The sequence below is a fragment of the Pseudomonas gorinensis genome (assembly GCF_042015035.1).
In the GTDB taxonomy this organism is placed as follows: domain Bacteria; phylum Pseudomonadota; class Gammaproteobacteria; order Pseudomonadales; family Pseudomonadaceae; genus Aquipseudomonas; species Aquipseudomonas gorinensis.
The window spans coordinates 5,363,505-5,386,523 of record NZ_CP167125.1 but is presented as its reverse complement, the minus strand read 5'-3'; the positions used below and the strand labels follow the sequence as shown (position 1 = coordinate 5,386,523).

General features: G+C 62.2%; 20 protein-coding genes. 10 read left to right on the top strand and 10 right to left on the bottom strand.

Going from position 1 to position 23,019, the window contains the following annotated elements:
* Positions 1-123: 123 nt before the first annotated feature.
* Positions 124-1,488 (top strand): DNA recombination protein RmuC, encoded by a 1,365-nt coding sequence (rmuC, locus tag AB7933_RS24320; RefSeq protein ID WP_168233204.1) that lies wholly within the window; start codon positions 124-126, stop codon positions 1,486-1,488.
* A gap of 104 nt (positions 1,489-1,592) precedes the next feature.
* Here rmuC and AB7933_RS24315 read toward each other — a convergent pair whose 3' ends face one another.
* From AB7933_RS24315 to AB7933_RS24305, 3 genes are all read right to left on the bottom strand, one after another.
* Positions 1,593-5,063: a hybrid sensor histidine kinase/response regulator gene (locus tag AB7933_RS24315; RefSeq protein WP_024076747.1), complete on the bottom strand. Its 3,471-nt coding sequence runs from the start codon at positions 5,061-5,063 to the stop codon at positions 1,593-1,595.
* A gap of 147 nt (positions 5,064-5,210) precedes the next feature.
* Positions 5,211-5,594, bottom strand: a complete 384-nt coding sequence (locus AB7933_RS24310) for a YbaN family protein (protein ID WP_041160992.1) — start codon at positions 5,592-5,594, stop codon at positions 5,211-5,213.
* Positions 5,595-5,614: 20 nt separating this feature from the next.
* Positions 5,615-6,202 carry a YecA family protein gene (locus AB7933_RS24305; RefSeq protein WP_024076745.1) on the bottom strand — a complete coding sequence of 196 codons (588 nt, stop codon included), beginning with the start codon at positions 6,200-6,202 and terminating at the stop codon, positions 5,615-5,617.
* A gap of 274 nt (positions 6,203-6,476) precedes the next feature.
* Here AB7933_RS24305 and recQ point away from each other — a divergent pair, with 274 nt between their 5' ends.
* Both recQ and AB7933_RS24295 read left to right on the top strand, forming a co-directional pair.
* A complete protein-coding gene (recQ, locus tag AB7933_RS24300; protein WP_024076744.1) occupies positions 6,477-8,603 on the top strand; it encodes a DNA helicase RecQ in 2,127 nt (708 codons plus the stop codon).
* A 121-nt stretch (positions 8,604-8,724) separates the two neighbouring features.
* Positions 8,725-9,159: a MarR family transcriptional regulator gene (locus AB7933_RS24295; RefSeq protein WP_024076743.1), complete on the top strand. Its 435-nt coding sequence runs from the start codon at positions 8,725-8,727 to the stop codon at positions 9,157-9,159.
* Positions 9,160-9,237: 78 nt separating this feature from the next.
* On the opposite strand, the gene AB7933_RS24290 is transcribed toward AB7933_RS24295, so the two are convergent.
* Positions 9,238-11,427: a patatin-like phospholipase family protein gene (locus tag AB7933_RS24290; protein WP_041160991.1), complete on the bottom strand. Its 2,190-nt coding sequence runs from the start codon at positions 11,425-11,427 to the stop codon at positions 9,238-9,240.
* Positions 11,428-11,511: 84 nt separating this feature from the next.
* Here AB7933_RS24290 and AB7933_RS24285 point away from each other — a divergent pair, with 84 nt between their 5' ends.
* On the top strand, positions 11,512-11,799 hold the full coding sequence (locus AB7933_RS24285) for a SelT/SelW/SelH family protein (RefSeq protein WP_024076741.1): 288 nt from the start codon (positions 11,512-11,514) through the stop codon (positions 11,797-11,799).
* Positions 11,800-11,840: 41 nt separating this feature from the next.
* Here the strand turns inward: AB7933_RS24285 and AB7933_RS24280 are convergent, their stop codons facing one another.
* The 3 genes from AB7933_RS24280 to AB7933_RS24270 form a co-directional block, all read right to left on the bottom strand.
* Complete coding sequence (locus AB7933_RS24280) at positions 11,841-12,122, bottom strand: hypothetical protein (protein WP_024076740.1); 282 nt, start codon at positions 12,120-12,122, stop codon at positions 11,841-11,843.
* Between the two features lie 128 nt (positions 12,123-12,250).
* Positions 12,251-13,135 (bottom strand): DMT family transporter, encoded by an 885-nt coding sequence (locus AB7933_RS24275; RefSeq protein WP_024076738.1) that lies wholly within the window; start codon positions 13,133-13,135, stop codon positions 12,251-12,253.
* A gap of 82 nt (positions 13,136-13,217) precedes the next feature.
* The gene (locus tag AB7933_RS24270; RefSeq protein ID WP_024076737.1) at positions 13,218-13,985 is read right to left on the bottom strand and encodes an AraC family transcriptional regulator; all 768 of its coding nucleotides are present in this window, start codon (positions 13,983-13,985) and stop codon (positions 13,218-13,220) included.
* Between the two features lie 137 nt (positions 13,986-14,122).
* On the opposite strand from AB7933_RS24270, the gene AB7933_RS24265 reads away from it, so the two are divergent.
* Positions 14,123-14,932, top strand: coding sequence for a UDP-2,3-diacylglucosamine diphosphatase (locus AB7933_RS24265; protein WP_024076736.1), 810 nt, complete (start codon positions 14,123-14,125; stop codon positions 14,930-14,932).
* A gap of 136 nt (positions 14,933-15,068) precedes the next feature.
* Here the strand turns inward: AB7933_RS24265 and AB7933_RS24260 are convergent, their stop codons facing one another.
* From AB7933_RS24260 to phhA, 3 genes are all read right to left on the bottom strand, one after another.
* A complete protein-coding gene (locus AB7933_RS24260; protein WP_024076735.1) occupies positions 15,069-16,262 on the bottom strand; it encodes an amino acid aminotransferase in 1,194 nt (397 codons plus the stop codon).
* Positions 16,262-16,618, bottom strand: a complete 357-nt coding sequence (locus AB7933_RS24255) for a 4a-hydroxytetrahydrobiopterin dehydratase (protein WP_024076734.1) — start codon at positions 16,616-16,618, stop codon at positions 16,262-16,264. The genes AB7933_RS24260 and AB7933_RS24255 overlap by 1 nt, the downstream gene beginning before the upstream one ends.
* 103 nt (positions 16,619-16,721) lie before the next feature.
* The gene (gene phhA / locus AB7933_RS24250; protein ID WP_024076733.1) at positions 16,722-17,513 is read right to left on the bottom strand and encodes a phenylalanine 4-monooxygenase; all 792 of its coding nucleotides are present in this window, start codon (positions 17,511-17,513) and stop codon (positions 16,722-16,724) included.
* Between the two features lie 257 nt (positions 17,514-17,770).
* On the opposite strand from phhA, the gene AB7933_RS24245 reads away from it, so the two are divergent.
* The 5 genes from AB7933_RS24245 (at position 17,771) to AB7933_RS24225 (ending at position 23,019) form a co-directional block, all read left to right on the top strand.
* Positions 17,771-19,333 carry a sigma-54-dependent phenylalanine hydroxylase transcriptional regulator PhhR gene (locus AB7933_RS24245; RefSeq protein WP_024076732.1) on the top strand — a complete coding sequence of 521 codons (1,563 nt, stop codon included), beginning with the start codon at positions 17,771-17,773 and terminating at the stop codon, positions 19,331-19,333.
* Positions 19,334-19,561: 228 nt separating this feature from the next.
* Positions 19,562-20,302, top strand: a complete 741-nt coding sequence (locus tag AB7933_RS24240; protein ID WP_024076731.1) for a flagellar basal body rod protein FlgF — start codon at positions 19,562-19,564, stop codon at positions 20,300-20,302.
* A 66-nt stretch (positions 20,303-20,368) separates the two neighbouring features.
* A complete protein-coding gene (flgG, locus tag AB7933_RS24235) occupies positions 20,369-21,154 on the top strand; it encodes a flagellar basal-body rod protein FlgG (RefSeq protein WP_024076730.1) in 786 nt (261 codons plus the stop codon).
* 53 nt (positions 21,155-21,207) lie between these two features.
* Positions 21,208-21,903, top strand: a complete 696-nt coding sequence (gene flgH, locus AB7933_RS24230) for a flagellar basal body L-ring protein FlgH (RefSeq protein ID WP_024076729.1) — start codon at positions 21,208-21,210, stop codon at positions 21,901-21,903.
* Positions 21,904-21,930: 27 nt separating this feature from the next.
* Positions 21,931-23,019 (top strand): flagellar basal body P-ring protein FlgI, encoded by a 1,089-nt coding sequence (locus AB7933_RS24225; RefSeq protein WP_162163609.1) that lies wholly within the window; start codon positions 21,931-21,933, stop codon positions 23,017-23,019.

Genomic DNA, 23,019 nt, shown 5'->3' with positions numbered 1-23,019 from the left:
GGAATGGCTATGGCTTTTGACTGGACCAGTATTGCCCTGGGCCTCGCCGGGGCCGCAGTGCCGCTATTGGCCGTGTGCTGGCAGCTCCAGCGGCGGTTGGTCGCGCGCATGGCCGGTTGGGAATTGCTCGAAGAGCGCCTGGCCACCGCGCAACTGGCCCAGGAAGGCCTCGCGGCTCAACTGGATGCCAGCCGCGACGAGATCAGCGACCTGAGCCAAGCCAATGCCGCCAAGCAAGCTGACCTGGCTGCCGTGCGCCGCGAAGTCGAGTTGTTGCAGATCGATCGCGACAACGCCCGTGACGCCGCCCACGCCTGGAACCTCGACCGCAGCGCCAAGGAAACCGAACTGCGCCGTCTCGACGCTTTGTCGGCTGCCCTGCGCGCCGAACTGCGCGAGCAGCAGGACAGCCATCAGCAGCGCCTCGCTGATCTACAGGGTTCGCGAGATGAGCTGCGCGCGCAGTTCGCCGAACTGGCCGGCAAGATCTTCGACGAGCGCGAGCAGCGCTTTGCCGAAACCAGCCAGGAACGTCTGGGCCAGTTGCTCGATCCACTCAAGGAGCGCATCCAGTCCTTCGAAAAACGCGTCGAAGAAAGCTATCAGAACGAGGCCCGCGAACGCTTTTCCCTGGCCAAGGAGCTTGAGCGCCTGCAACAACTGAACCTGCGTCTGTCGGACGAAGCGACAAACCTGACCCGCGCCCTCAAGGGCCAGAAAACCCAGGGTAACTGGGGTGAGCTGATCCTTGAGCGCGTGCTGGAGCATGCCGGCCTGGAGAAGGGCCGCGAGTACCAGACCCAGGTCAGCCTCAAGGGCCCGGACGGCGAGCGCTTCCAGCCGGACGTGCTGATCATGTTGCCCGGCGATAAGCAGGTGGTGGTGGACTCCAAGGTCAGCCTGACGGCCTATCAACAATACGTGGCGGCGGATGACGAGGTGATTGGCCAGGCGGCGTTGAAGCAGCATGTGCTGTCCCTGCGCAATCACGTCAAGGGCTTGGCCGGCAAGGATTACAAACGCCTGGAAGGCTTGCACAGCCTGGATTTCGTCTTGCTGTTCGTGCCGATCGAAGCGGCGTTTTCAGCGGCATTGCAGGCCGAGCCGAACCTGTTCCAGGAGGCATTCGACCGCCATATTGTCATCGTCAGCCCCACCACCTTGCTCGCCACCCTGCGGGTGATCGACAGCCTGTGGAAGCAGGAGCGCCAGAGCCAGAACGCGCGGGAAATCGCCGAGCGTGCCGGCTGGCTTTACGACAAGTTCGTACTGTTCATCCAGGACCTGGACGAAGTAGGGAGTCGGTTGCAGCAGTTGGATAAGGCTTACAGTGCGGCGCGCAACAAGCTGACAGATGGGCGCGGCAATCTGGTCAGTCGCACCGAGCAATTAAGATTGCTCGGTGCCCGCGCCAGCAAAAGCCTGCCGGCGGATTTGCTGGAGCGCGCGATGACCGACTCCGACGGCGTAGCGCACCTTCCCGAATAAACGTCATCCGAAATGTGGGAGGGGGCTTGCTCCCGATGGCGTGGGATCAGGCACGGAGGGTGTGACTGAGGCTCCGCTATCGGGAGCAAGCCCCCGCCACATTTTTAAAGCGGCAAATGCCGACTCAGCAACGCCCGCAACGCCGCCGGCTTCACCGGCTTGGCCAAGTAATCCAGCCCCGCTGCATGCACCTCGGCCACCATTTCCGGGCGGCCGTCGGCGCTGATGACCACACCGGGAATCGGTTCTGCCAACTGCGCCCGCAGCCAGCCCATCAGCTCGGTGCCGGTTTCGCCGTGGTCCAAGTGGTAATCCACCAACGCCAGTTGCGGGCGTATGCCCTCGGCCAGGAGCGCCGCGCATTGCGCCTGGTCGGTGGCGGTCCAGACCTCACAGCCCCAGCGGGTCAGCAGGCTGCGCATACCGATCAGGATGCTTTCTTCGTTATCCACGCACAGGACTTGCGCGCCGCTCAATGGCAGGCCACTTTCCTGCGGCACCTTGACCTGCGGGCTGGTCTGGATGCGCGCCAGTGGCACGCGCACACTGAACACGCTGCCCTTGCCCGGCCATGAGCGCACGCTGAGGCGATGGCCCAGCACGCGGCACAGTCCGTCAGCGATCGCCAGGCCCAGGCCCAGGCCTTTTTCCGCGCGGGTCTGGTGGCTGTCCAGGCGCTTGAATTCTTCGAAGATCACCTGCTGTTTATCCAGCGGGATGCCAGGGCCGCGGTCCCAGACTTCCAGGCACAGTTCGCCCTGGCGTCGACGTACGCCCAGCAGCACCGGGCCGTCGGCATAACGGAAGGCATTGGTGAGGAAATTCTGCAGGATCCTGCGCAGCAACTTGATATCACTGTCGACCCGCAAGCGACTGCCGCGCAGGCGGAAGCGCAAGCCTTGTTCCTGCGCCAACGCCTTGAATTCGGCGCCCAGTGTGTCGAACAGCTCGTTGAGTACAAAGGGTTGGCGCTGCGGATTGATCTTGCCGTTTTCCAAGCGCGAAATATCCAACAGGTCGCTGATCAGGTCTTCGGCCGAACGCAGCGAACTGTCCAGGTGCTGCACCAGTTGCCGGGCTTCGTTCGACAGGCCGTCGTTCTGGTGGGAAAGGGCGGCTGAGAACAGGCGTGCGGCATTCAACGGTTGCATCAGGTCATGGCTGACAGCCGCCAGGAAGCGGGTCTTCGACTGGCTGGCGGACTCGGCCGCGCCCTTGGCATCGGTCAGTGCCACATTGAGTTGCGACAGCTCATGGGTGCGCTCGGTGACCCGCCGCTCCAGGCCCTCATTGGCCTCGGTCAATGCCTGCTCGGCTTCGCGGAACGCGGTGATGTCGGTGAAGCTCATGACAAAGCCGCCGCCCGGCATCGGGTTGCCGATCAACTCGATCACTCGCCCATTCGGGAACAGGCGCTCTGAGGTGTGCGCGCGGCCCTGGCGCATCCAATGCAGGCGGCGGGCCACGTGGACCTCGGCTTCACCTGGCCCGCACAGGCCGCGTTCGGCGTTGTAGCGAATGATGTCGGCAATCGGTCGGCCGACGCTGATCAAGCCTTCGGGGTAGTTGAACAGTTCCAGGTAACGGCGGTTCCAGGCCACCAGCTTGAGTGACTGGTCTACCACGCTGATGCCTTGGGTGATGTTTTCGATCGCGCCTTGCAGCAAGGCCCGGTTGAACTGCAACACCTCGGAGGCTTCGTCGGCGATCCGCACGACGTCTTCCAGCTGCATTTCCCGGCCTTCAATCGCCGCTTTCACCACCGCACGTGTCGAAGACGCACCGAGTACACCGGCCAACAGACGCTCGGTGTGCGCGATCCAATCGTTGTCGGCATTCTGGTTGGGGTTGAAGCCCTTGCCTTGGCGATAGGCAAAGCGGATAAAACTCTGCTGGGCGCGTTCCTCGCCGACAAAGCGTGCCGCGAGGCTGAGCAGGTCGCTGATCTGTACCGACAGCATCGAGCGGGCGCTGGCGCGCTGGCTGGTTTCCTGGCCGATGAAGCGCCCGGCCTGCCAGTGCTCGGAGACGCGTGTACGCGACAGCATCGAAACCCAGACGAACAAGGTGAAATTACCCGCCAGGGAGAACACGGTGCCCAGGGTCAGCGACGTGACCGAGAAGCCCAGTGGGTGCGAATGCAGCCAGGTCAAGCCAGGGAATAGGCTGAAGGACCAGCCGAGACTTTTCGCTGTAACCGGTAGGACCAAGGTGTAGAACCACAGGAACGTACCGGCGGCCAAGCCGGCAAACACCCCCCGCCGGTTGGCCTGCTTCCAATACAGTGCGCCAAGCATGGCGGGTGCCAGTTGCGTCACAGCGGCGAAGGCGATCTGGCCGATGGTCGCCAGGCTCGCCGTGGAGCCGAGCAGGCGATAGCTGACGTAGGCCAGCAACAGAATGATCACAATGCTGACCCGACGTACCGACAGCATCCAGTGGCGGAACACTTCGAAAGGGCGCTCGGCACTGGAGCGGCGCAATAACCAGGGCAGCAGCATGTCGTTGGAGACCATGGTCGACAACGCGATGCTGGCGACAATCACCATGCCGGTGGCGGCCGATGCACCGCCGATAAAGGCGAGTACGGCAAGGGCCGGATGGGCTTCGGCCAAGGGCAGGCTGATCACATAAGAGTCGGGCAGCACCGAACCGGGCAGGAGCATTTTGCCGCCCAGGGCAATCGGCACGACAAACAGCGCGGCAAGGATCAGGTAGGCGGGGAATACCCATTTGGCCAGGCGTAGATCCTGAGGGTCGATGTTTTCCACCACGGTGACGTGAAACTGCCGCGGCAGGCAGATGATGGCCATCATGGCCACGCCGGTCTGCACCACCATCGAAGGCCAGTTGACGGTTTCTTTCCAGTATTCCTCCAGGCGGGGCGCGAGCATCGCCTGGCTGAACAGGTCGCCGAAACCGTCGTACAGGCCGTAGGTGACAAACGCGCCGACGGCGAGAAACGCGAACAGCTTGACCAACGACTCAAAGGCAATCGCCAGCACCATGCCGCGGTGGTGTTCGGTGGCGTCGAGGTTGCGGGTACCGAATACGATAGTGAACAGCGCGAGCACCAGTGACACGATCAACGCGGTGTCCTGGGCGCGGGTGCCGGTGGTGTCGGCGCCCGAACCGATCAGCAGGTTCACGCCCAGCACAATGCCTTTGAGCTGCAGAGCGATATAGGGCAGTACGCCCACCAGGCAGATCAGCGCGACCACCACGGCCAGCGATTGGGATTTGCCGTAGCGAGCGGCGATAAAGTCGGCGATGGAGGTGATGTTTTCCTGCTTGCTGATCAGCACCATCTTTTGCAGGACCCACGGTGCAAACACAAGCAATAGCACCGGCCCCAGGTAGATCGGTAAAAATGCCCACAGTTGTTCGGCGGCCTGGCCTACGGCGCCGAAGAACGTCCAACTGGTGCAATACACGGCCAGCGACAGGCTATAGACCCACGCGCGCATACGCGGTGGCAGCGGCGCGTGGCGGCGGTCACCGTAAAAAGCGATGGCAAACATAATGGCCATATAGGCCAGGGCAACGGCGGCGATCAGCCCGCTGGACAGCGTCATGGTAACTCCGGACAGAAGAACACCCAGGCATTCCGGGCCCGGTTGGACAGTCTCGCATGATGCATGGGGTTAGTCAGTGTCGACCAAGGTCGTGTGGGATCTTATGTCGCATGCCCGCTGATATTGACTGCTGGCAGAGACACGCACTTACCTCGGTGGCAGGGTTTTCTGGCGCAGGATGTAGATCGTCACCAGCACGGCGCTGGTCAGCATGAAGCCGCGCGCCCAGGGCAGGGGGACCAGGTAGCAGGAGAAACCGATGCTCAACCACATCAGGCCGATGGCGTAGACCTTGCCCTTGAGCGGGATGCCATTGCCGTCGAGATAGTCGCGAATCCAAGGGCCCAGGCGCGGGTGCTCCACCAGCCAGCGGTAGAAACGCGGGGAGCTGCGTGCGAAGCAGGCGGCGGCGAGCAGGAGAAAGGGCGTGGTCGGCAAGACCGGCAGGAAAATACCGATGACCCCCAGCGCCACGCTCAACCAGCCGATGGCCAGCAGCACGTAGCGCAGGAGCAACGAGCGGTTGCCCATGGGTGTCACGGGCAAACGACTCAGTGGTGGCGTGGCTTGAGGATCGCCGGTTTTTCGTCAGGGGCGTTGCACAGCAGGTACAGGGCGGTGAGCGCTTCCGGAATCTGTACGATCATGTCGTCCATCAGGTTGGCGTCGGCGGCGATGTCGGAGAACTCCGGCTGGTCGTCGAACAGGCCCGAACCGACCATGATGGGCAGCAGCATTTCGCTGACTTCTTCCTCGGCGGTTTCGAACCAGGCGGCTTCACGCAGGAATACGCCTTCCATGAAGCCGATGCACCAGCCGCGCAGGTCGGAGTCGTCCGGCTCTTCACCCAGGTCGAGGTCACACGGCAGTTCGAACTCTTCATCGGAGGCCAGTTGGCGACCGATGTGGGCCTTCAGGGCCACCAGGGTGGCTTCGATTTCTTCACGCTGGGCGGCGTCGGCGTAGTGCGGCTCTTCGGCGAACAAGGCGTCGATCCACTCACGGTCCGGCACGATGTCGGAGGAGATCGACAAGGCGGTCAGGTAGCCGTGGGCGGCCACATAGTCCAGCGCCTCGTCATGCAGCTCATCGGCGTCGAGGAAGGCTTGCAGGCGGGTTAGTTGCTCAGCGAAGGACATTGAAGGACTACCTTGGGAATAAACGATGCTGAATTCTAGGCTTTCTTGAGCGCCCAGGCCAGCCGCACTGCATATTTGCCAGGTTTTAGAGACGGACGTCTATTCGTCAGTCGCGCCCTTTGCCGGATGACCCTCGGGTATACTGCCGCGTTTTGTGATGCCCCGCAGGCCAGGCACCAGGCCGAGAAAACTTCGTTTACGGATTATTTTCCGTGAAACCGCGTTTTTTCGGCCAGCCTGTACTGAGGGTTTCGGCACTTTTTTGGAGTTTTACATGCTCGAGCAGGCTCAACGCGTCCTCAAGGACATCTTCGGCTACGACAGTTTTCGTGGCCGCCAGGGTGCGATCATTGAGCGCGTGGCCAGTGGCGGTGATGCCCTGGTCCTGATGCCTACCGGCGGCGGCAAGTCGTTGTGTTTCCAGGTGCCCGCCTTGCTGCGTAACGGCCTGGCCGTGGTGGTGTCGCCGTTGATTGCGTTGATGGACGACCAGGTGGCGACCCTGGAGGAACTCGGTGTGGCGGCCGCGTCATTGAACTCCACCCTCAGCGCCGAACAGCAGCGCGACCTGGCCGCGCGCATCAAGCGCGGCGAAGTGAAAATGCTCTACCTCGCCCCAGAGCGCCTGGTGCAGCCACGCATGCTGGCCTTCCTGCAAAGCCTGGAAATCGCCCTGTTCGCCATCGACGAAGCCCACTGCGTTTCGCAATGGGGGCACGATTTCCGTCGCGAATACCTGCAATTGGGCCAGTTGGCAGAGTTGTTCCCCGACGTCCCGCGCATCGCGCTGACCGCCACCGCCGACAAGCGCACCCGCGAAGAGATTGTCGAGCGCCTGCATTTACAGAATGCCGAGCGCTTCCTGTCGAGCTTCGACCGACCGAATATTTTCTACCGCATCGTGCCCAAGGAGCAGCCACGCAAGCAGTTGCTGGCGTTCCTGTCCGAGCGGCGCAGCGATGCGGGCATTGTCTATTGCCTGTCGCGCAAGAAAGTCGATGAAGTGGCCGCCTTCCTGTGCGAGCAGGGTTACCCGGCGCTGCCGTACCACGCCGGCCTGCCCAATGAAACGCGCTCCGCCCACCAGAAACGCTTCCTCAACGAGGAAGGCCTGATCATGGTGGCAACCATCGCCTTCGGCATGGGGATCGACAAGTCCAACGTGCGCTTCGTGGCGCATATGGACCTGCCCAAGTCCCTCGAGGCTTACTACCAGGAAACTGGGCGTGCCGGCCGTGACGGCCTGCCAGCGGATGCCTGGATGGTCTACGGCCTGCAAGACGTGGTGATGCTCAAGCAGATGCTGCAGAACTCCGAGGGTGACGAACGCCACAAGCGCCTGGAACAGCACAAGCTCGACGCCATGTTGTCGCTGTGCGAAGAGACGCGCTGCCGCCGCCAGACCCTGTTGGCGTACTTCGACGAAGACATGCCCGAGCCGTGCGGTCACTGTGACAATTGCGTCGACGGCGTACAGACCTGGGACGCCACCGAACCGGCACGCCAGGGGTTGTCAGCGATCTACCGTACTGGCCAGCGTTATGGCGTGGGCCATCTGGTGGACGTATTGCTGGGCAAAGACAACGAAAAAGTGCGCAGCTTCGGTCACGAAAAACTCTCGGTCTATGGCGTCGGCAAGGCACGGGCCGAAGGCGAGTGGCGTTCACTGTTCCGACAGATGGTCGCGCGCGGCCTGGTTGATATCGACATCGAGGGCTACGGCGGCCTGCGCCTGAACGACAGTTGCCGGCCGCTGCTCAAGGGCGAAGTGAGCCTGGAACTGCGTCGCGACCTCAAGCCGCAAACCACCGCCAAGAGCAGCACCAGCCAGGCCAGCCAACTGGTGCGTGGCGAAGAACGCGAGCAGTGGGAAGCCTTGCGCACCCTGCGGCGCAAACTGGCACAGGAACACAGCGTGCCGCCTTACGTCATCTTCCCCGACTCGACCCTGTTGGAGATGCTGCGCGAGCAACCCACCACCCTGGCCGAGATGGCCCGGGTCAGCGGCGTGGGTGCGCGCAAGCTGGAGCGTTATGGCCAAGCCTTCCTCGAAGTGCTCGGCGGCCAGGCCGAGGCGCCGAAGGAAGTCGCCGATATTCGCCATGAATTGATCAGCCTGGCACGCGCCGGCATGACCCCGATTCAGATCGCCGGCCAACTGCAATGTTCGGAGAAAAACGTCTACACCCTGTTGGCTGAATCCATCGGCAAGCAACAGCTGTCCCTGGAGCAGGCCCTTGATTTGCCGGAAGATTTGCTCGGCGAAATCCAAGACGCCTTCCTCGATGGAGAAGGCGAATTGCCAGCCGTTTCGGAGATTGCGCCGCTGTTTACCGGGCGTGTGCCTGAGGGTGTTTTGTACTGTGTTCGGGCGGCATTGCAGTCGGAATTCGAAATTTAGTGTGCCAATTACGACAATGTAACGAATCAGTACATAGCAGACCTTGCCTACTGACATGGCTCATGCTTAGCTGACTAATAATTAGCCATACTTTATTTTCAGTCTAACCCATGAGTTTTTTATGCCGTTAACCGATCAACACCGTTTTGGCATGCAGTTGGCGCAAATGTCCCGAGGTTGGCGCGCCGAGCTGGACCGCCGTCTGGCTGGGCTGGGCTTGTCCCAGGCGCGCTGGCTGGTGCTGTTGCACCTGGCTCGTTTCGAAGAAGCACCGACGCAACGCGAGTTGGCGCAAAGCGTCGGCGTGGAAGGCCCGACCCTGGCACGTTTGCTCGATAGCCTGGAAGGCCAGGGCCTGGTGCAGCGCCAGGCCGTGGTGGAAGACCGCCGTGCCAAGCGTATTCTGCTATGCGATAGCGCCCGCCCCTTGATCGAGCAGATCGAGACCATTGCCACTGCCTTGCGCCATGAACTGTTCGTGGGCGTGGATGAAGAAGATATGCGCGTGTGCATGCGCGTGCATGGGCATATCCTGGCGAATCTGGAAAAGTCCTGACACGGCTGGATCCAGGGCGTGTTGTGGCGAGTGAGTGTGTACCCTCGCCACAACACGCCGGCTCCTGCGGTTGATGCGTCAGAACGTCTGCCCCAGGTTCAAGTAAACCGCCTGCTGACTATCATCATTGAACCCATAGCTGAAGTTCAGTGGCCCCAATGGCGTATCAAACCCGAGGAAAATACTCGCGGCATTGATATAGCCGCTGTCGAATTCATTGTCGTTGTTCCACGCCCGGCCCCGTTCCAGGGAGGCGCCCAGGTATAGCGGGAAATCCAGTGGCAGGTATGAGCGCGGCGTCAGGCGGCGGTAGTACACCGCCCGCATCAAGCTGATGTTCTGCCCCGAAATCGCATCCTGGCGAAAGCCCGACAATTGCCGCGCCCCGCCGAGCAGAAAGCTGGAAATCACCACATCCGAGTTATCCAGGGTCCGCCCGTAGCGCCCGCCCAGCACCAGGGTGTCTGGGCCGCTGCTCATGGCCTTGTCCAGCTTGAATTCCCATTGCCGGTACCGCTGGTCCGAGCCCAGCCCCGGCTCGAATTCCCGGAATGCCAGGCCGATGTCTTCACCGCTGTGCGGGAAGTACACGTTGTCGAGGGAGTCGAAGGAGTACTTCAACTCATAGAAGCCTTCGCTGAAGCTCACGCTCGGCAGGTCTCGGTCGCCGATGCGCACATCGGCCTTGCCCCAGGCCTCGCCGACACCGAAGCGGATCTCACCGCTGTTGCCGATCTGCCGCCCGACATTCAACCCGAAACCATAGCGTTCCAGGCGGTATTCGGAGATGGGGTCGTTGTCCAGGATCAGCTCGACGTTCTGCGCCTGGGCACTCAGATAGGGGGCGACGAAGTAACGTGAACCGGTGTCCATCGGCTGGTAGAACTCGCTGTACAGTTCCTGCCGGTCGCCGATCTGCACCCGCGTCAGCCATTCTGCGCCGAGGCGGTTGATGCCGTTCATACGGTAGCTGGCGCCGAGGTTGAAAGCGCTGTCGCCGCGCATGTCGTCCGATAGGTTCAGGCCCAGGCGCAGGTAATCGGTGCCGCTGCGTTTGCCGCGCGCGCTGATCACCAGGGTATTGTCGTGGCCTTTCTTGACCACGCGGTATTGCACCTGCTCGAAGTAGTCCAGGCCGTACAAGGTGCCCATGTCCGTTTGCAGGCGGCCCAGGTTCAGCGGCTCACCCAGGGGTTGGCGGATGTAGTAGCGGATCACGTCGTCGCTGACTTTCGAGTCGTTCTCCACCGTGATGGCGGTGATCACCGGCGTGCGTTCGCCCGGAGTGCGCGCAGCGACCAGTTCCGGGTCGATCGGTTCGGCAGGGCGCAGGTGGGCCAGGCGCACGTCGAGGGCGCGGGTGGCGCGGTAGCCGGCGTCGATCATGTCCTTGGCGCGGCCGAAGTCCGTCACGCCGTAGGCGGCCAGTGGTGGTTGGATCAGCACATCCTTGGGGTGCAGGGCCTTGAGTTGTTCTTCGGAGTTACGTCGGGTCATCAGGGTGATGGACTGGTTGAGCACATCCACCACCGTGGCCAGTTGCTTGCGCGAGCGCAGCGGCGTGCCGATGTCGACCACGATGGCGATGTCGACACCCATCTCCCGCGCCACGTCCAGGGGGATGTTGTCGGTCATGCCGCCGTCCACCAGCAGCCGGCCATCCAACTCGACCGGGGCGAATACGGCCGGGATCGACATGCTGGCGCGGATCACCTGGGGCAGGTGGCCCTTGCGGAACACCACTTTTTCGCCAGTGGTGATGTCCGTGGCTACGGCGCGGAACGGGATGGGGAGCTTGTCGAAATTGCGGATGTTACTGGTGTGGGCAAACATGCTTTCCAGCAGCAGCGCCAGGTTCTGTCCCTGGATCACCCCGAGGGGCAGGCCCAGGCTGCCGTCATCGCGGAAACTGAGCTTCTGCTTGACCAGGAAGTCCCGGTCATCCTGCTTGCGCCGGAACGGCACATCCTCGCGAGGCGGCGCGTCGGAGAGGGCTTGCTGCCAGTCGATGCCCAGTGCCAGTTTTTCCAGTTCGTCGATCTTGTAACCCGACGCATACAGCCCACCGATCACCGCCCCCATGCTGGTACCCGCAATCGCATCGATATGAATCCCCTGTTCCTCCAGGGCCTTGAGCACGCCGATATGGGCCAGGCCGCGCGCGGCGCCACCGGACAGTACCAGGCCGATTTTCGGGCGCGGCGCGTCGGCGGCGTGGGCGAGGAGGGGGAGAAGGCACAGTAACAGGCAGGACAGCAGGCGGCGCATCATGAATCTCGAGGCTGGGCGATAAAGGCCGGTATTATAGCCACTCGACCCTCCGAGCCCGTTACGCCAGGAACCTGTCAAGTTATGTCCGTCAGCAAACCCGAAATCGTCATCACCTACTGCACCCAGTGCCAATGGCTGCTTCGCGCCGCATGGCTGGCCCAGGAGCTGCTGAGCACCTTTGCCGATGACCTGGGCAAAGTGTCGCTGGCGCCCGCCACGGGAGGGGCGTTTCGCATCACCTGCGACGGCGTGCAGATCTGGGAGCGCAAGGCCGATGGCGGCTTCCCGGAGGCCAAGGTACTCAAGCAGCGTGTGCGCGACCAGATCGACCCGCAGCGTGACCTGGGGCACAACGATCGTACGCAGTAAAGGTCACCGTCCTGGCAGGATAGTGACCCACTGCCGCGTGCCTACTTGGCAGCCATCTGGTTCTTGATGAAGCCCACGATCCACGTCAGCACCAGGCCACCGATGCCACCGCCGACAATATTGCTGCCGACCGCCGCCACATCCAGTGCTTCGCCACCGGAGGTGCCCGTCAGTGCGGAGACCACCTGGCCCAGCACCAGGCCGCCGACCCCGCCAAGAAAGGTATTGAGCCCGGTGCCCAGGCTCTGCTTGGTCATGCCGGCCAGATTACCGCCGACGGCACCGCTGATGATCTGAACCAGCAAGCTGATGAGTGTTTCCATGATGAAGCTCCTGCATAGCGTTAATGGAGTGACCACTCGCTTGCAGCAACTTCAAAGGGCATGGCTGTCGTCGAGGAGTCTTTATCCGTTGAACGACGACAGACTGTTGCGGATGGGCAAAGTATAGATCAGGCCGTCGCTGCCGGCTGTTTGGCCTGGCTGGCACTGCCCATCAGGCCGGAGAGGACGATGGCGACAATGATCAGCGCGCCGCCCAGCAGCATGCGCAAGGTCGGGGTTTCGGCGAACAGTAGCCACGCCACCGTGATGCCATAGACCGGTTCCATGGCGAACACCACCGAGGCGGTGCGCGCCTTGATCACCGCGAGGCTGGCGACAAACAGGCTGTGGGCCAACCCGGTACAGAACACCCCAAGCAGCCCGATCCACAGCCAGTCCATGGCCCGCACATCCGCCAGCCCTGGTGCCGCCACGGGCAACAGGCACACGGCGACCACCACGTTCTGGCACAGCGCCGCCTGTACCGCCGGAATCCGTCCGGAGCTGGCGCGGTTGTTCAGCGACAGCAAGGAAAACAGCAGCCCCGAGACAATCCCCCACAGCAGGCCGCCCGTGGCTTCGCTGGCGAGGTTGAAGTCTGGCGTGACCAGCACCAGGCCGACGGTCACCAGCGCGACCAGCAGCACTTCATTGGCGCGGATCCGCTCGCGGAAGATCAAGCCCTCGAGGATCACAGTGAACGCCGGGAATGCGGTAAACCCCAGGGTTGCCACCGCGACGCCAGCAACCTTGACCGCCATGAAGAACGTCACCCAATGTGCGGCCAGCAACACGCCACTGACCAGCAGCCGGCGCCAGTCGCGCATTTGCAACGTCTTCCAGGGGGCGTTGCTGGCGAAGCGCGCGAAGACCGCCAGGGCCAACACCGCAAACGCGGCGCGGCCGAACACGATGATGGCCGGCGAGGCGGCCGCCAGCTTGCCGAATACGCCGGTGAGGCCAAACATCAGTGCGCCGATATGCAGGGCGCCGAGGGCTGAACGGGGAGTCATTGCGATCCTTGAACCAACGGGGTGACAGGATCGCAGTCTAGAGGGTGGACGGTGTGGGTGTCTGTCGTGCGGCTCGCGATTTTTAGCGCAGGACTCGCGTGTGCACCGAACGCCGCAAGGCGCCGGGGGAGGCGCCGAACTCACGCAACATTGCCGCGGCAAACGCACTCTGCGAGGCATAGCCGACGCGTGCGGCGATCTCGCCGATGGGCAGCGGGGTGTCGCGCAGCAGGCCCAGTGCCCTGTGCAGGCGACGGCTGCGGATATAGTCCATGGGCGTCTGCCCGCACTCGGCCATGAATCGCGCATGCAGGCGCGCCACCGAGAGGTCGGCGATGCGCGCCAGGTCAGCGACCTGCAGGGGATGGGCGGCGTGCCGCTCGATATGGGCATTGAACGCGGCGTAGGGCAGGCGCCGGCCCGGCGTGAGGGGCGCCTGCGGATGATTGAGGCTGGCGAGTAACAACACCGCGCCTTGCTGGGCGATCAGCGGGTCACTCACCGGGCTGTGCGCCAGCCATTGCACCAACTGGTGTTGCCGGGTATCCAGGGTCAGGCGGGCCGGTTGATCGAGCAGGCGGCGGCTGGCATCGGCATGCTCGCCCAACGATTGCAGCACCCAGTGTTCGGTGGGCACGTCGAGCACCAGGCAGCGGCTGCCATCGCGGCTGCCGCAGGCGTGATGCGCAGAGAAGGGCAGCACCATCACACTGCTCTCATGCACCTGGCTGCCACGGCCATCGACTTCCAGGTCCAAATGGCCGGACAGGCCGAACACCAGCTGCACGTGGTCATGGCTGTGGGCAATGGGCGCTTCGAGGTAGTGGCGGAGCGTGAGGGACGGTTGCATCGCGGTCTCCTGGGCAGCAGGGCGCCAGTCTACAACGCTTCGCCCTCGGTGGGCGCTGTCATCAGACTGACGCACAGCTGTCATGGGCTATTCACCGCCTGGGCGCAAGCTCGCAAAAACAGCGTCGAGGGATGCCCATGACCAGTGCCGAGTTCACCCCGCCCAGCCGTAAGCAGCGCGTGCGTACCCTGTGGATTTCCGATGTGCACCTGGGCACCCGGGATTGCCAGGCCGAACACCTGTCGCAGTTTCTCAAGGGGTACCACGCCGACAAGGTCTACCTGGTCGGCGATATCATCGACGGCTGGAAGCTGCGTGGCGGCATGTATTGGCCCCAGGCCCACACCAACGTGATCCGCCGCTTGCTGACCATGGCCAAGCGCGGCACCGAGGTGATCTACGTCACCGGCAACCACGATGAGTTCCTGCGTCGCTATTCCACGCTGATCCTGGGCAATATCCAACTGGTGGACGAGGCCGTGCATGTCACCGCCGATGGCCGGCACTTGCTGGTGATCCATGGCGACCAGTTCGATGTGATCACCCGCTATCACCGTTGGCTGGCGTTCCTCGGCGACTCGGCCTACGAGTTCACGCTGACGTTGAACCGTTGGCTCAATCATTGGCGCGCGCGGTATGGCTACGGCTACTGGTCGCTGTCAGCGTACCTGAAGCACAAGGTGAAAACCGCCGTGAGCTTTATCAGCGACTTTGAAGAAGCCATCGCCCATGAAGTGACCAAGCGTGAACTGCACGGCGTGGTGTGCGGGCATATCCATCACGCGGAAATTCGCAAGGTGGGTGAGGTCGATTACCTCAACTGCGGGGATTGGGTGGAGTCGTGCACGGCGTTGATCGAACACTGGGATGGGCATATCGAGTTGTATCGGTTGGCCGATGCGCAGGCCAAAGAGGCACAGCTCAAGGCCGAGATGATCACCAACTGAAGGCCAACCACAGTCCAGATGTGGGAGCGAGCTTGCTCGCGAAAAACGTCAACGATAACGCGTGCAGCCTGAATAGGCGCGGTGCTTATGAGTTCTTCGCGAGCAAGCTCGCTCCTACAATTGGTTTTGTGTTTCTTCAGTTGGAGACGTCGGCAATGGCTTCGGCCAGGAGCGTCAGGCGTGTCGCGTCAATACCCGCCACGTTAGCCCGCCCCGAACTGACCATATACACGCTGTGCTTCTCGCGCAGTTGCTTCACCTGCTCGGCACTCAAACCGGTGTAGGAAAACATCCCGCGTTGTGCGCCGATGTGCGCGAACCGCTCCGACAAACCGTGAGGCGCCAACGCCTCCACCAGTCCGCAACGCAACTGCGCGATGCGTGAACGCATGGCTTCGACTTCGCCGCTCCACAGCGTCTTCAGCTCGGCATCGCCGAGGATGGTCGCGACCACCGCCGCCCCATGATCCGGTGGGGTCGACCACAGGTTACGGGCGATGTTCGCTAACTGGCTGCGCACGTCGGTCAGCTTCTCGGCATCCGCCGCACACACAATCAACGCGCCGACACGGTCACTGTACAGGCCGAAGTTCTTCGAACAGGAACTGGTGACCAGGACCTCTGGCAACTCGGTCGCCATTAGTCGTACCGCCCAGGCGTCCTGTTCCAGGCCGTCGCCGAAGCCCTGGTAGGCAAAGTCGATCAACGGCAGCAACCGGCGCTCGCGCACGATTTCCAGCACCTGGCGCCAGTCCGCCTGGGACAGGTCGAAGCCGGTCGGGTTATGGCAGCAGGCGTGCAGCAACACCACATCGCCCTCGGGCACGGTGGACAGGGTGGCGAGCATTGCCGCCACATCCAGCCGGTTGTCCGCCCCCACGTAAGGGTAATGGCTGACCTTGAGCCCGGCCTTGGCGAAGATGGTTTCGTGGATCGGCCAGGTCGGGTTGCTCAGCCATACGCCACGGCCGGGCAGGCTGTGGGCGATAAAGTCGGCGCTCAGGCGCAGGGCGCCGGTGCCGCCTGGGGTCTGGGTGGCGCCGGCACGGCCTTCGCGCAGCAGCGCCGAGTCGGTGCCCAGTACCAGCTCACTGATCAATGTGCCAAAGGCCGCATTGCCGTGGCCGCCGATATAGGTCTTGGTGGTCTGGGTGTCGACCAGGCGCTGTTCCGCGCGTTTCACCGAATGGGGAATCGGCGTCAGGCCCTGGTCGTCCTTGTACACGCCCACGCCGAGGTCGAACTTGTTCGGGTTGGAGTCTTGGGCGTACAGGTCCATCAGCCCGAGAATCGGGTCGCCGGGCACGCGACCAATGGCATCGAAATGCATTACTTGCGGCCCTCGGCGTTCTTGGCCACTTCGTCGGTACGCGCGGCCATGATGAAGTCGTTGCGGTGCAGGCCCTTAATGGAGTGGCTCCACCAGGTCACGGTGACTTTGCCCCATTCGGTGAGCAGGCCTGGGTGATGGCCTTCGGCTTCGGAGATTTCACCCATGGCGTTGGTAAAGGCCAGGGCGAACTTGAAGTTCTTGAACAGGAAGACCTTTTCCAGTTGCATCACGCCATCGCGTACTTCGATATTCCAGTCGGGAATCTGCTTGAGCAGCACCGGCAGTTCTTCATCGCTGACCTGTGGGGCATCGGCGCGGCAGGCTTCGCAGTGGGCTTGGTTCAAGGTAGTCATGGGGGTGTCCTGAATTCGAGTGTCTGGAAACGGTCGTCAGTGGCGTTACCCTAAAGCAACGCGGGGCCAGGGAACAGACTCACCTGGCCGCAAAACCTGAGGTTCACGCTGCTTTGGGTTTTGGCGGAAATTTCGGGGCGTGCAAGCCTAACTGCATACCGCGCTCAACCATGCCCATGATGTCTTCCTGCGCGACTTCGAACAGGCGCTTGAGGTTGGGCAGGACAAAGTACAGCGGTTGCAGGATATCAATACGATACGGCGTGCGCATTGCCTCCAGTGGGTCGAAGGCTTGGTGCTCAGGCTCGGACGACAGGCTGTACACCGTCTCTTTGGGCGACGACAGAATGCCACCACCGTAGATGCGCCGACCTTCAGGGGTATCCACCAGGCCGAACTCGATGGTCATCCAGTAGAGGCGCGCGAGGTACACCCGTTGCTCCTTGGTGGCTGCCAGGCCGAGCTTGCCATAGGTGTGGGTGAATTCGGCGAACCAGGGGTTGGTCAGCAGCGGGCAGTGACCAAAGATCTCATGGAAAATATCCGGCTCTTGCAGGTAGTCCAGTTCTTCGCGGGTGCGAATAAAGGTCGCCACGGGAAACTGCTTGTTGGCGAGCAATTCGAAAAAGGTCTGGAAGGGGATCAGCGCCGGTACCCGGGCAACTTGCCAGCCCGTGGTGTCGGCCAGCACCTGGTTGATTTCGCTCAACTGTGGAATGCGGTCCAGGGGCAGGCCGAGCTTGTCGATGCCGTCCAGGTATTCCTGGCAGGCGCGACCCTCGATCACTTTCAATTGACGGGTGATCAGAGTGTTCCACACCGCGTGTTCTTCCGGCGGGTAGTGGATAAAACCTTGCGCATCGGGCTCGCGGGCCACGTAGTGCGTCTGCTTCATACGGCTCTCCTGCTAGGCATTCGTTCTTGTTATGTCCTGCGATGACCCTATTGATACCCCGACTGGGGCGCGATTCCACCTGCCGCTCAGGTGTGTTCGTAGGAAAAATTACCGTTTTTCGTAAAGTTTTCGTTACGACCCTGGGTATTCTGGCGTCACCACGCTGTGAAAAGCGCGGCGACTGTCACATAATCTTGACGACTATCTGCGCCCAGCGACAAAAAGACGCAGCGCCTACCGACCTTTCGAGCCTTTCCATGCGTATCAAAGTGCATTGCCAGAACCGCATCGGCATCCTGCGGGACATCCTCAACCTGCTGGTGGAGTACGGCGTCAACGTCGCCAAGGGCGAGGTCGGTGGCGAGCACGGCAATGCCATCTACCTGTACTGCCCGAACCTGGTGAACATGCAGTTCCAGGCATTGCGTCCGCAGTTCGAGGCGATTGCCGGGGTTTTTGGCGTAAAGAGGGTAGGGCTGATGCCCAGCGAGCGCCGGCATATGGAGCTCAATGCGCTGCTTGGTGCCCTGGAGTTTCCGGTGTTGTCCATCGACATGGGCGGCTCCATCGTTGCCGCCAACCGTGCCGCGGCGCAGTTGCTTGGCGTGCGGGTGGACGAGGTGCCGGGGATTCCGCTGTCGCGCTATGCCGAGGATTTCGATTTGCCGGAACTGGTGCGCGCCAGCAAGTCGCGGATCAATGGCCTGCGGGTCAAGGTCAAGGGTGACGTGTTCCTGGCGGATATCGCGCCGCTGCAATCCTCCGAGCACGATGACAGCGAAGCGATGGCGGGCGCCGTGTTGACCCTGCATCGCGCCGATCGCGTCGGTGAGCGCATCTACAACGTGCGCAAGCAAGAGTTGCGTGGCTTCGACAGTATCTTCCAAAGCTCCATGGTCATGGCTGCCGTGGTCCGCGAAGCGCGGCGCATGGCACCGCTGGATGCGCCGCTATTAATAGAAGGCGAAACCGGCACGGGTAAAGAGTTGCTGGCGCGTGCCTGTCACCTGGCCAGCCCACGCGGGCAGTCGCCGTTGATGGCGCTCAACTGCGCCGGCCTGCCTGAATCGATGGCCGAGACCGAGCTGTTTGGCTATGGCCCAGGCGCTTTTGAAGGCGCGCGGGCCGAAGGCAAGCTCGGGCTGCTGGAACTGACAGCGGGCGGTACGCTGTTTCTCGATGGTGTCGGGGAAATGAGCGCGCGCTTGCAGGTGAAATTGCTGCGCTTTTTGCAGGACGGCTGCTTTCGGCGTGTCGGCAGCGATGAAGAGGTGTACCTGGATGTGCGGGTGATCTGCGCCACCCAGGTGGATTTGTCCGAGCTGTGCGCCCGTGGTGAATTCCGCCAGGATCTCTACCATCGCCTCAACGTGCTGTCCCTGCATATCCCACCGTTGCGTGAATGCCTTGATGGCCTGGCGCCGTTGGTGGAGCACTTTCTCGACCAGGCCAGCCGCCAGATCGGCTGCCCGCTGCCCAAGCTGGCGCCCGCCGCGATGGAGCGCCTGAGCCACTACCACTGGCCAGGTAACGTGCGGCAGTTGGAAAACGTGTTGTTCCAGGCGGTGTCGTTGTGCGACGGCGGCACGGTCAAGGCCGAGCATATCCGGCTGCCGGACTATGGCGTGCGTCAGCCGCTTGGCGATTTCTCGCTGGAGGGTGGTTTGGAGGCGATCGTCGGACGCTTCGAGAAGGCAGTGCTGGAAAGCCTGTACGCCGAGCACCCTAGCAGTCGACTGCTGGGTAAGCGCTTGGGCGTGTCTCACACCACCATCGCCAATAAATTGCGCGATTACGAAATCCTCAAGGTCGACAAATAACCCGTGCGGGAGGGGGCAACGCCTCCCACATTTAATCCGTGGCGTTGCCGTAAGCGGCATAAGTCCGCCGTTTTTTCGACTCCCACCGGGACGTCATTTATTCACGCCCGCCGCCAAACCCCCGCCCCGCCTGCACTTCTCCCGCTTTTCAAAAGTTGGTTCGCAAATTGCTTAAGCCTCATCAGTACAGCGGTGGGCGGCAAGCGTCCGTCAGAAAGAGGATAGAGCGTGGACAAGTACCTTTATGTGGCAATGACCGGCGCCAGCCAGAATGCTCTGGCGCAGAAGGCCCATGCCAACAATCTGGCGAACATTTCCACCAACGGCTTCCAGCGTGACCTGGAGCAGGCCCGTTCGATGCCGGTGTTCGGTGACAGCTTTCCGGCGCGGGCCTTTGCCATGACCGAGCGGCCAGCCACCGACTTCTCGCCGGGCGCCATGATCGAAACCGGTCGTGACCTGGATGTGGCGGTCAGCGGTGACGGCTGGATGGCGGTGCAAACGCCTGACGGTGGCGAAGCCTACGTGCGCAGCGCCAGCATGAATGTGGATGCGCTGGGCGTGCTGCGGGCCGGCAACGGTATGCCGATCATGGGCAACGGTGGCCCGATTGCCGTGCCGCCCCAGCAGAAAATCGAAGTGGGCGCCGACGGCACCGTCAGCATCCGCGCCATGGGCGAAGGCCCACGGGTGATGGCGGAAGTGGACCGCATCAAGCTGGTCCAGCCGGACCTCAAGAACATGACCAAAGGCCTCGACGGCACCATCCACACCAAGGATGGCCAGCCGGCCCAGGCCGATGCGAGCGTCAAGCTGACCTCGGGCTTCCTGCAAGCGAGCAACGTCAACGCGGTGGAAGAAATGACTGCGGTGCTGGCGCTTTCCAAGCAATTCGAGCTGCACATCAAGATGATGAACAGCGCCAAAGAAGACGACCAGGCCATGACCCGCGTTCTGGCGATGAGCTGATAGCGGCATCACCCACACTAATTTTGCAGCACAGCGCCAACAAACAGGCGCACGAAGGAGAACAGCATGCTTCCGGCTCTATGGGTTGCCAAAACAGGCCTGTCCGCCCAGGACACCAACCTGACCACCATTTCCAACAACCTGGCAAACGTGTCGACCACGGGCTTCAAGCGTGATCGCGCCGAGTTCCAGGACCTGCTCTACCAGATCAAGAAGCAGCCTGGCGCCCAGTCGACCCAGGACAGCGAACTGCCGTCTGGCCTGCAACTGGGTACCGGTGTGCAGATCGTCGGCACCCAAAAGAACTTCAGCGCCGGTAACTTGCAGCAAACCGGCCAGCCGCTGGACATGGCGATCAACGGCAAAGGGTTTTTCCAGATCCTGCAGCCGGACGGCACCACCACCTACACCCGAGACGGCACGTTCCACCTGGACGCCAATGGCCAGGTCGTCACCGCCAACGGTTTTGCCCTGGAACCGGCGATTGTCGTGCCCGCCAACGCCCAAACGTTCACCGTCGGTAACGACGGCACCGTGTCCATTACGGTGGCGGGTAACCCGGCGTCGCAAGTGATCGGCAACCTGCAAACCGCCGATTTCATCAACCCGGCCGGCCTGCAAGCCATTGGTAACAACCTGTTCCTGGAAACCGCCTCCAGCGGCGCGCCGCAAATCGGCACCCCTGGCCTGAACGGTTTCGGCACCACGCTGCAAAGCACCCTGGAAACCTCCAACGTCAGCACGGTTGAAGAGATGGTCAACATGATCACCACTCAGCGCGCCTACGAGATGAACTCCAAGGTGATTTCCACCGCTGACCAGATGCTTTCGTTCGTTACGCAGAATCTGTAATCAAGTCTATGGGGCGCTCCTGAGAGCGCCTGCAACACCGTGAGGTTAGGGTCATGAATCGCTATGTTTCCGTTCTGGCATTGAGTGGGATTGCCGTGCTCGCGGGCTGTGTCGCCCCGACGCCAAAACCCAATGACCCGTACTACGCGCCGGTGTTGCCACGCACGCCGCTGCCGGCTGCGGCCAATAATGGCTCGATCTACCAGGCCGGTTTCGAACAGAACCTGTACAGCGACCGCAAGGCGTTCCGGGTCGGTGACATCATCACCATCACCCTCAACGAGAAGACCACGGCCAGCAAGAATGCCAACTCGCAGGTGGGCAAGACCAGCAAGACCGGCATTGGCCTGACTTCGTTGTTTGGTGCTGTACCGAACACCAATAACCCCCTGGGCAGCGGGGACTTGAGCCTGAGCGCAGGCTACAGCGGTGACCGCGCCACCAACGGCAAGAGTTCGGCGGGGCAGGGCAACAGCCTGACCGGTTCGATCACCGTGACCGTGGCCGATGTATTGCCCAACGGCATCATCGCCGTACGCGGTGAAAAGTGGATGACCCTCAACACCGGCGACGAGCTGGTGCGCATTGCCGGCATGGTCCGCGCCGATGATATTTCCACCGACAACACCGTGCCGTCGACACGGATTGCCGATGCGCGCATTACCTACTCGGGTACGGGTTCGTTTGCTGATGCGAGTCAGCCGGGCTGGTTCGACCGTTTCTTCCTTAGCCCGCTGTTCCCTTTCTAGGTGGCCACTTTGAACGTCAAACAGCTGATGGCAGCGGCACTGTTGTTATGCCTGAGCGCAGTCGCCCAGGCCGAGCGCCTGAAAGACATCGCCAGCATTTCCGGCGTGCGTTCCAACCAGTTGATCGGCTACGGCCTGGTGGTGGGGCTCAATGGTACGGGTGACCAGACCACCCAGACCCCATTCACCTTGCAGACCTTCAACAACATGCTCTCGCAGTTCGGCATCAAGGTGCCGGCGGGTTCGGGCAACGTGCAGTTGAAAAACGTCGCGGCGGTGTCGATCAGCGCCGACTTGCCGGCGTTCTCCAAGCCAGGCCAGGTGGTGGACATCACCGTGTCGTCCATTGGTAACTCGAAAAGCCTGCGGGGCGGCACCTTGTTGATGACCCCCCTCAAGGGTATCGACGGCAACGTCTACGCCATCGCCCAGGGCAACCTGGTGGTTGGCGGTTTCGACGCCGAGGGGCGTGATGGTTCGAAGATTACGGTGAACGTGCCGTCGGCCGGTCGCATCCCCGGCGGCGCCACGGTTGAGCGCACCGTGCCCAGTGGTTTCAACCAGGGCAACAGCCTGACCTTGAACCTCAACCGTTCCGACTTCACCACCGCCAAGCGCGTGGTCGACAAGATCAACGACATGCTTGGCCCTGGCGTCGCCCAGGCGATCGATGGCGGTTCGATTCGTGTCACTGCGCCGCTCGATCCGAGCCAGCGCGTCGACTACCTGTCGATCCTGGAAAACCTTGAGGTCGACCCCGGCCAGGCCGTGGCCAAGGTCATCATCAACTCGCGTACCGGTACGATTGTGATCGGCCAGAACGTCAAGGTTTCGCCAGCGGCCGTGACCCACGGCAGCCTGACCGTGACCATCACCGAAGACCCGATCGTCAGCCAGCCTGGGCCGCTGTCCAACGGCCAGACCGCCGTGGTGCCGCGCTCCCGTGTCAACGCTCAGCAAGAAGCCAAGCCGATGTTCAAGTTCGGCCCTGGTACGACCCTGGATGAGATTGTCCGCGCGGTGAACCAGGTGGGCGCAGCGCCCGGCGACTTGATGGCGATCCTCGAAGCTTTGAAACAGGCCGGCGCCTTGCAAGCCGACCTGATCGTGATCTGA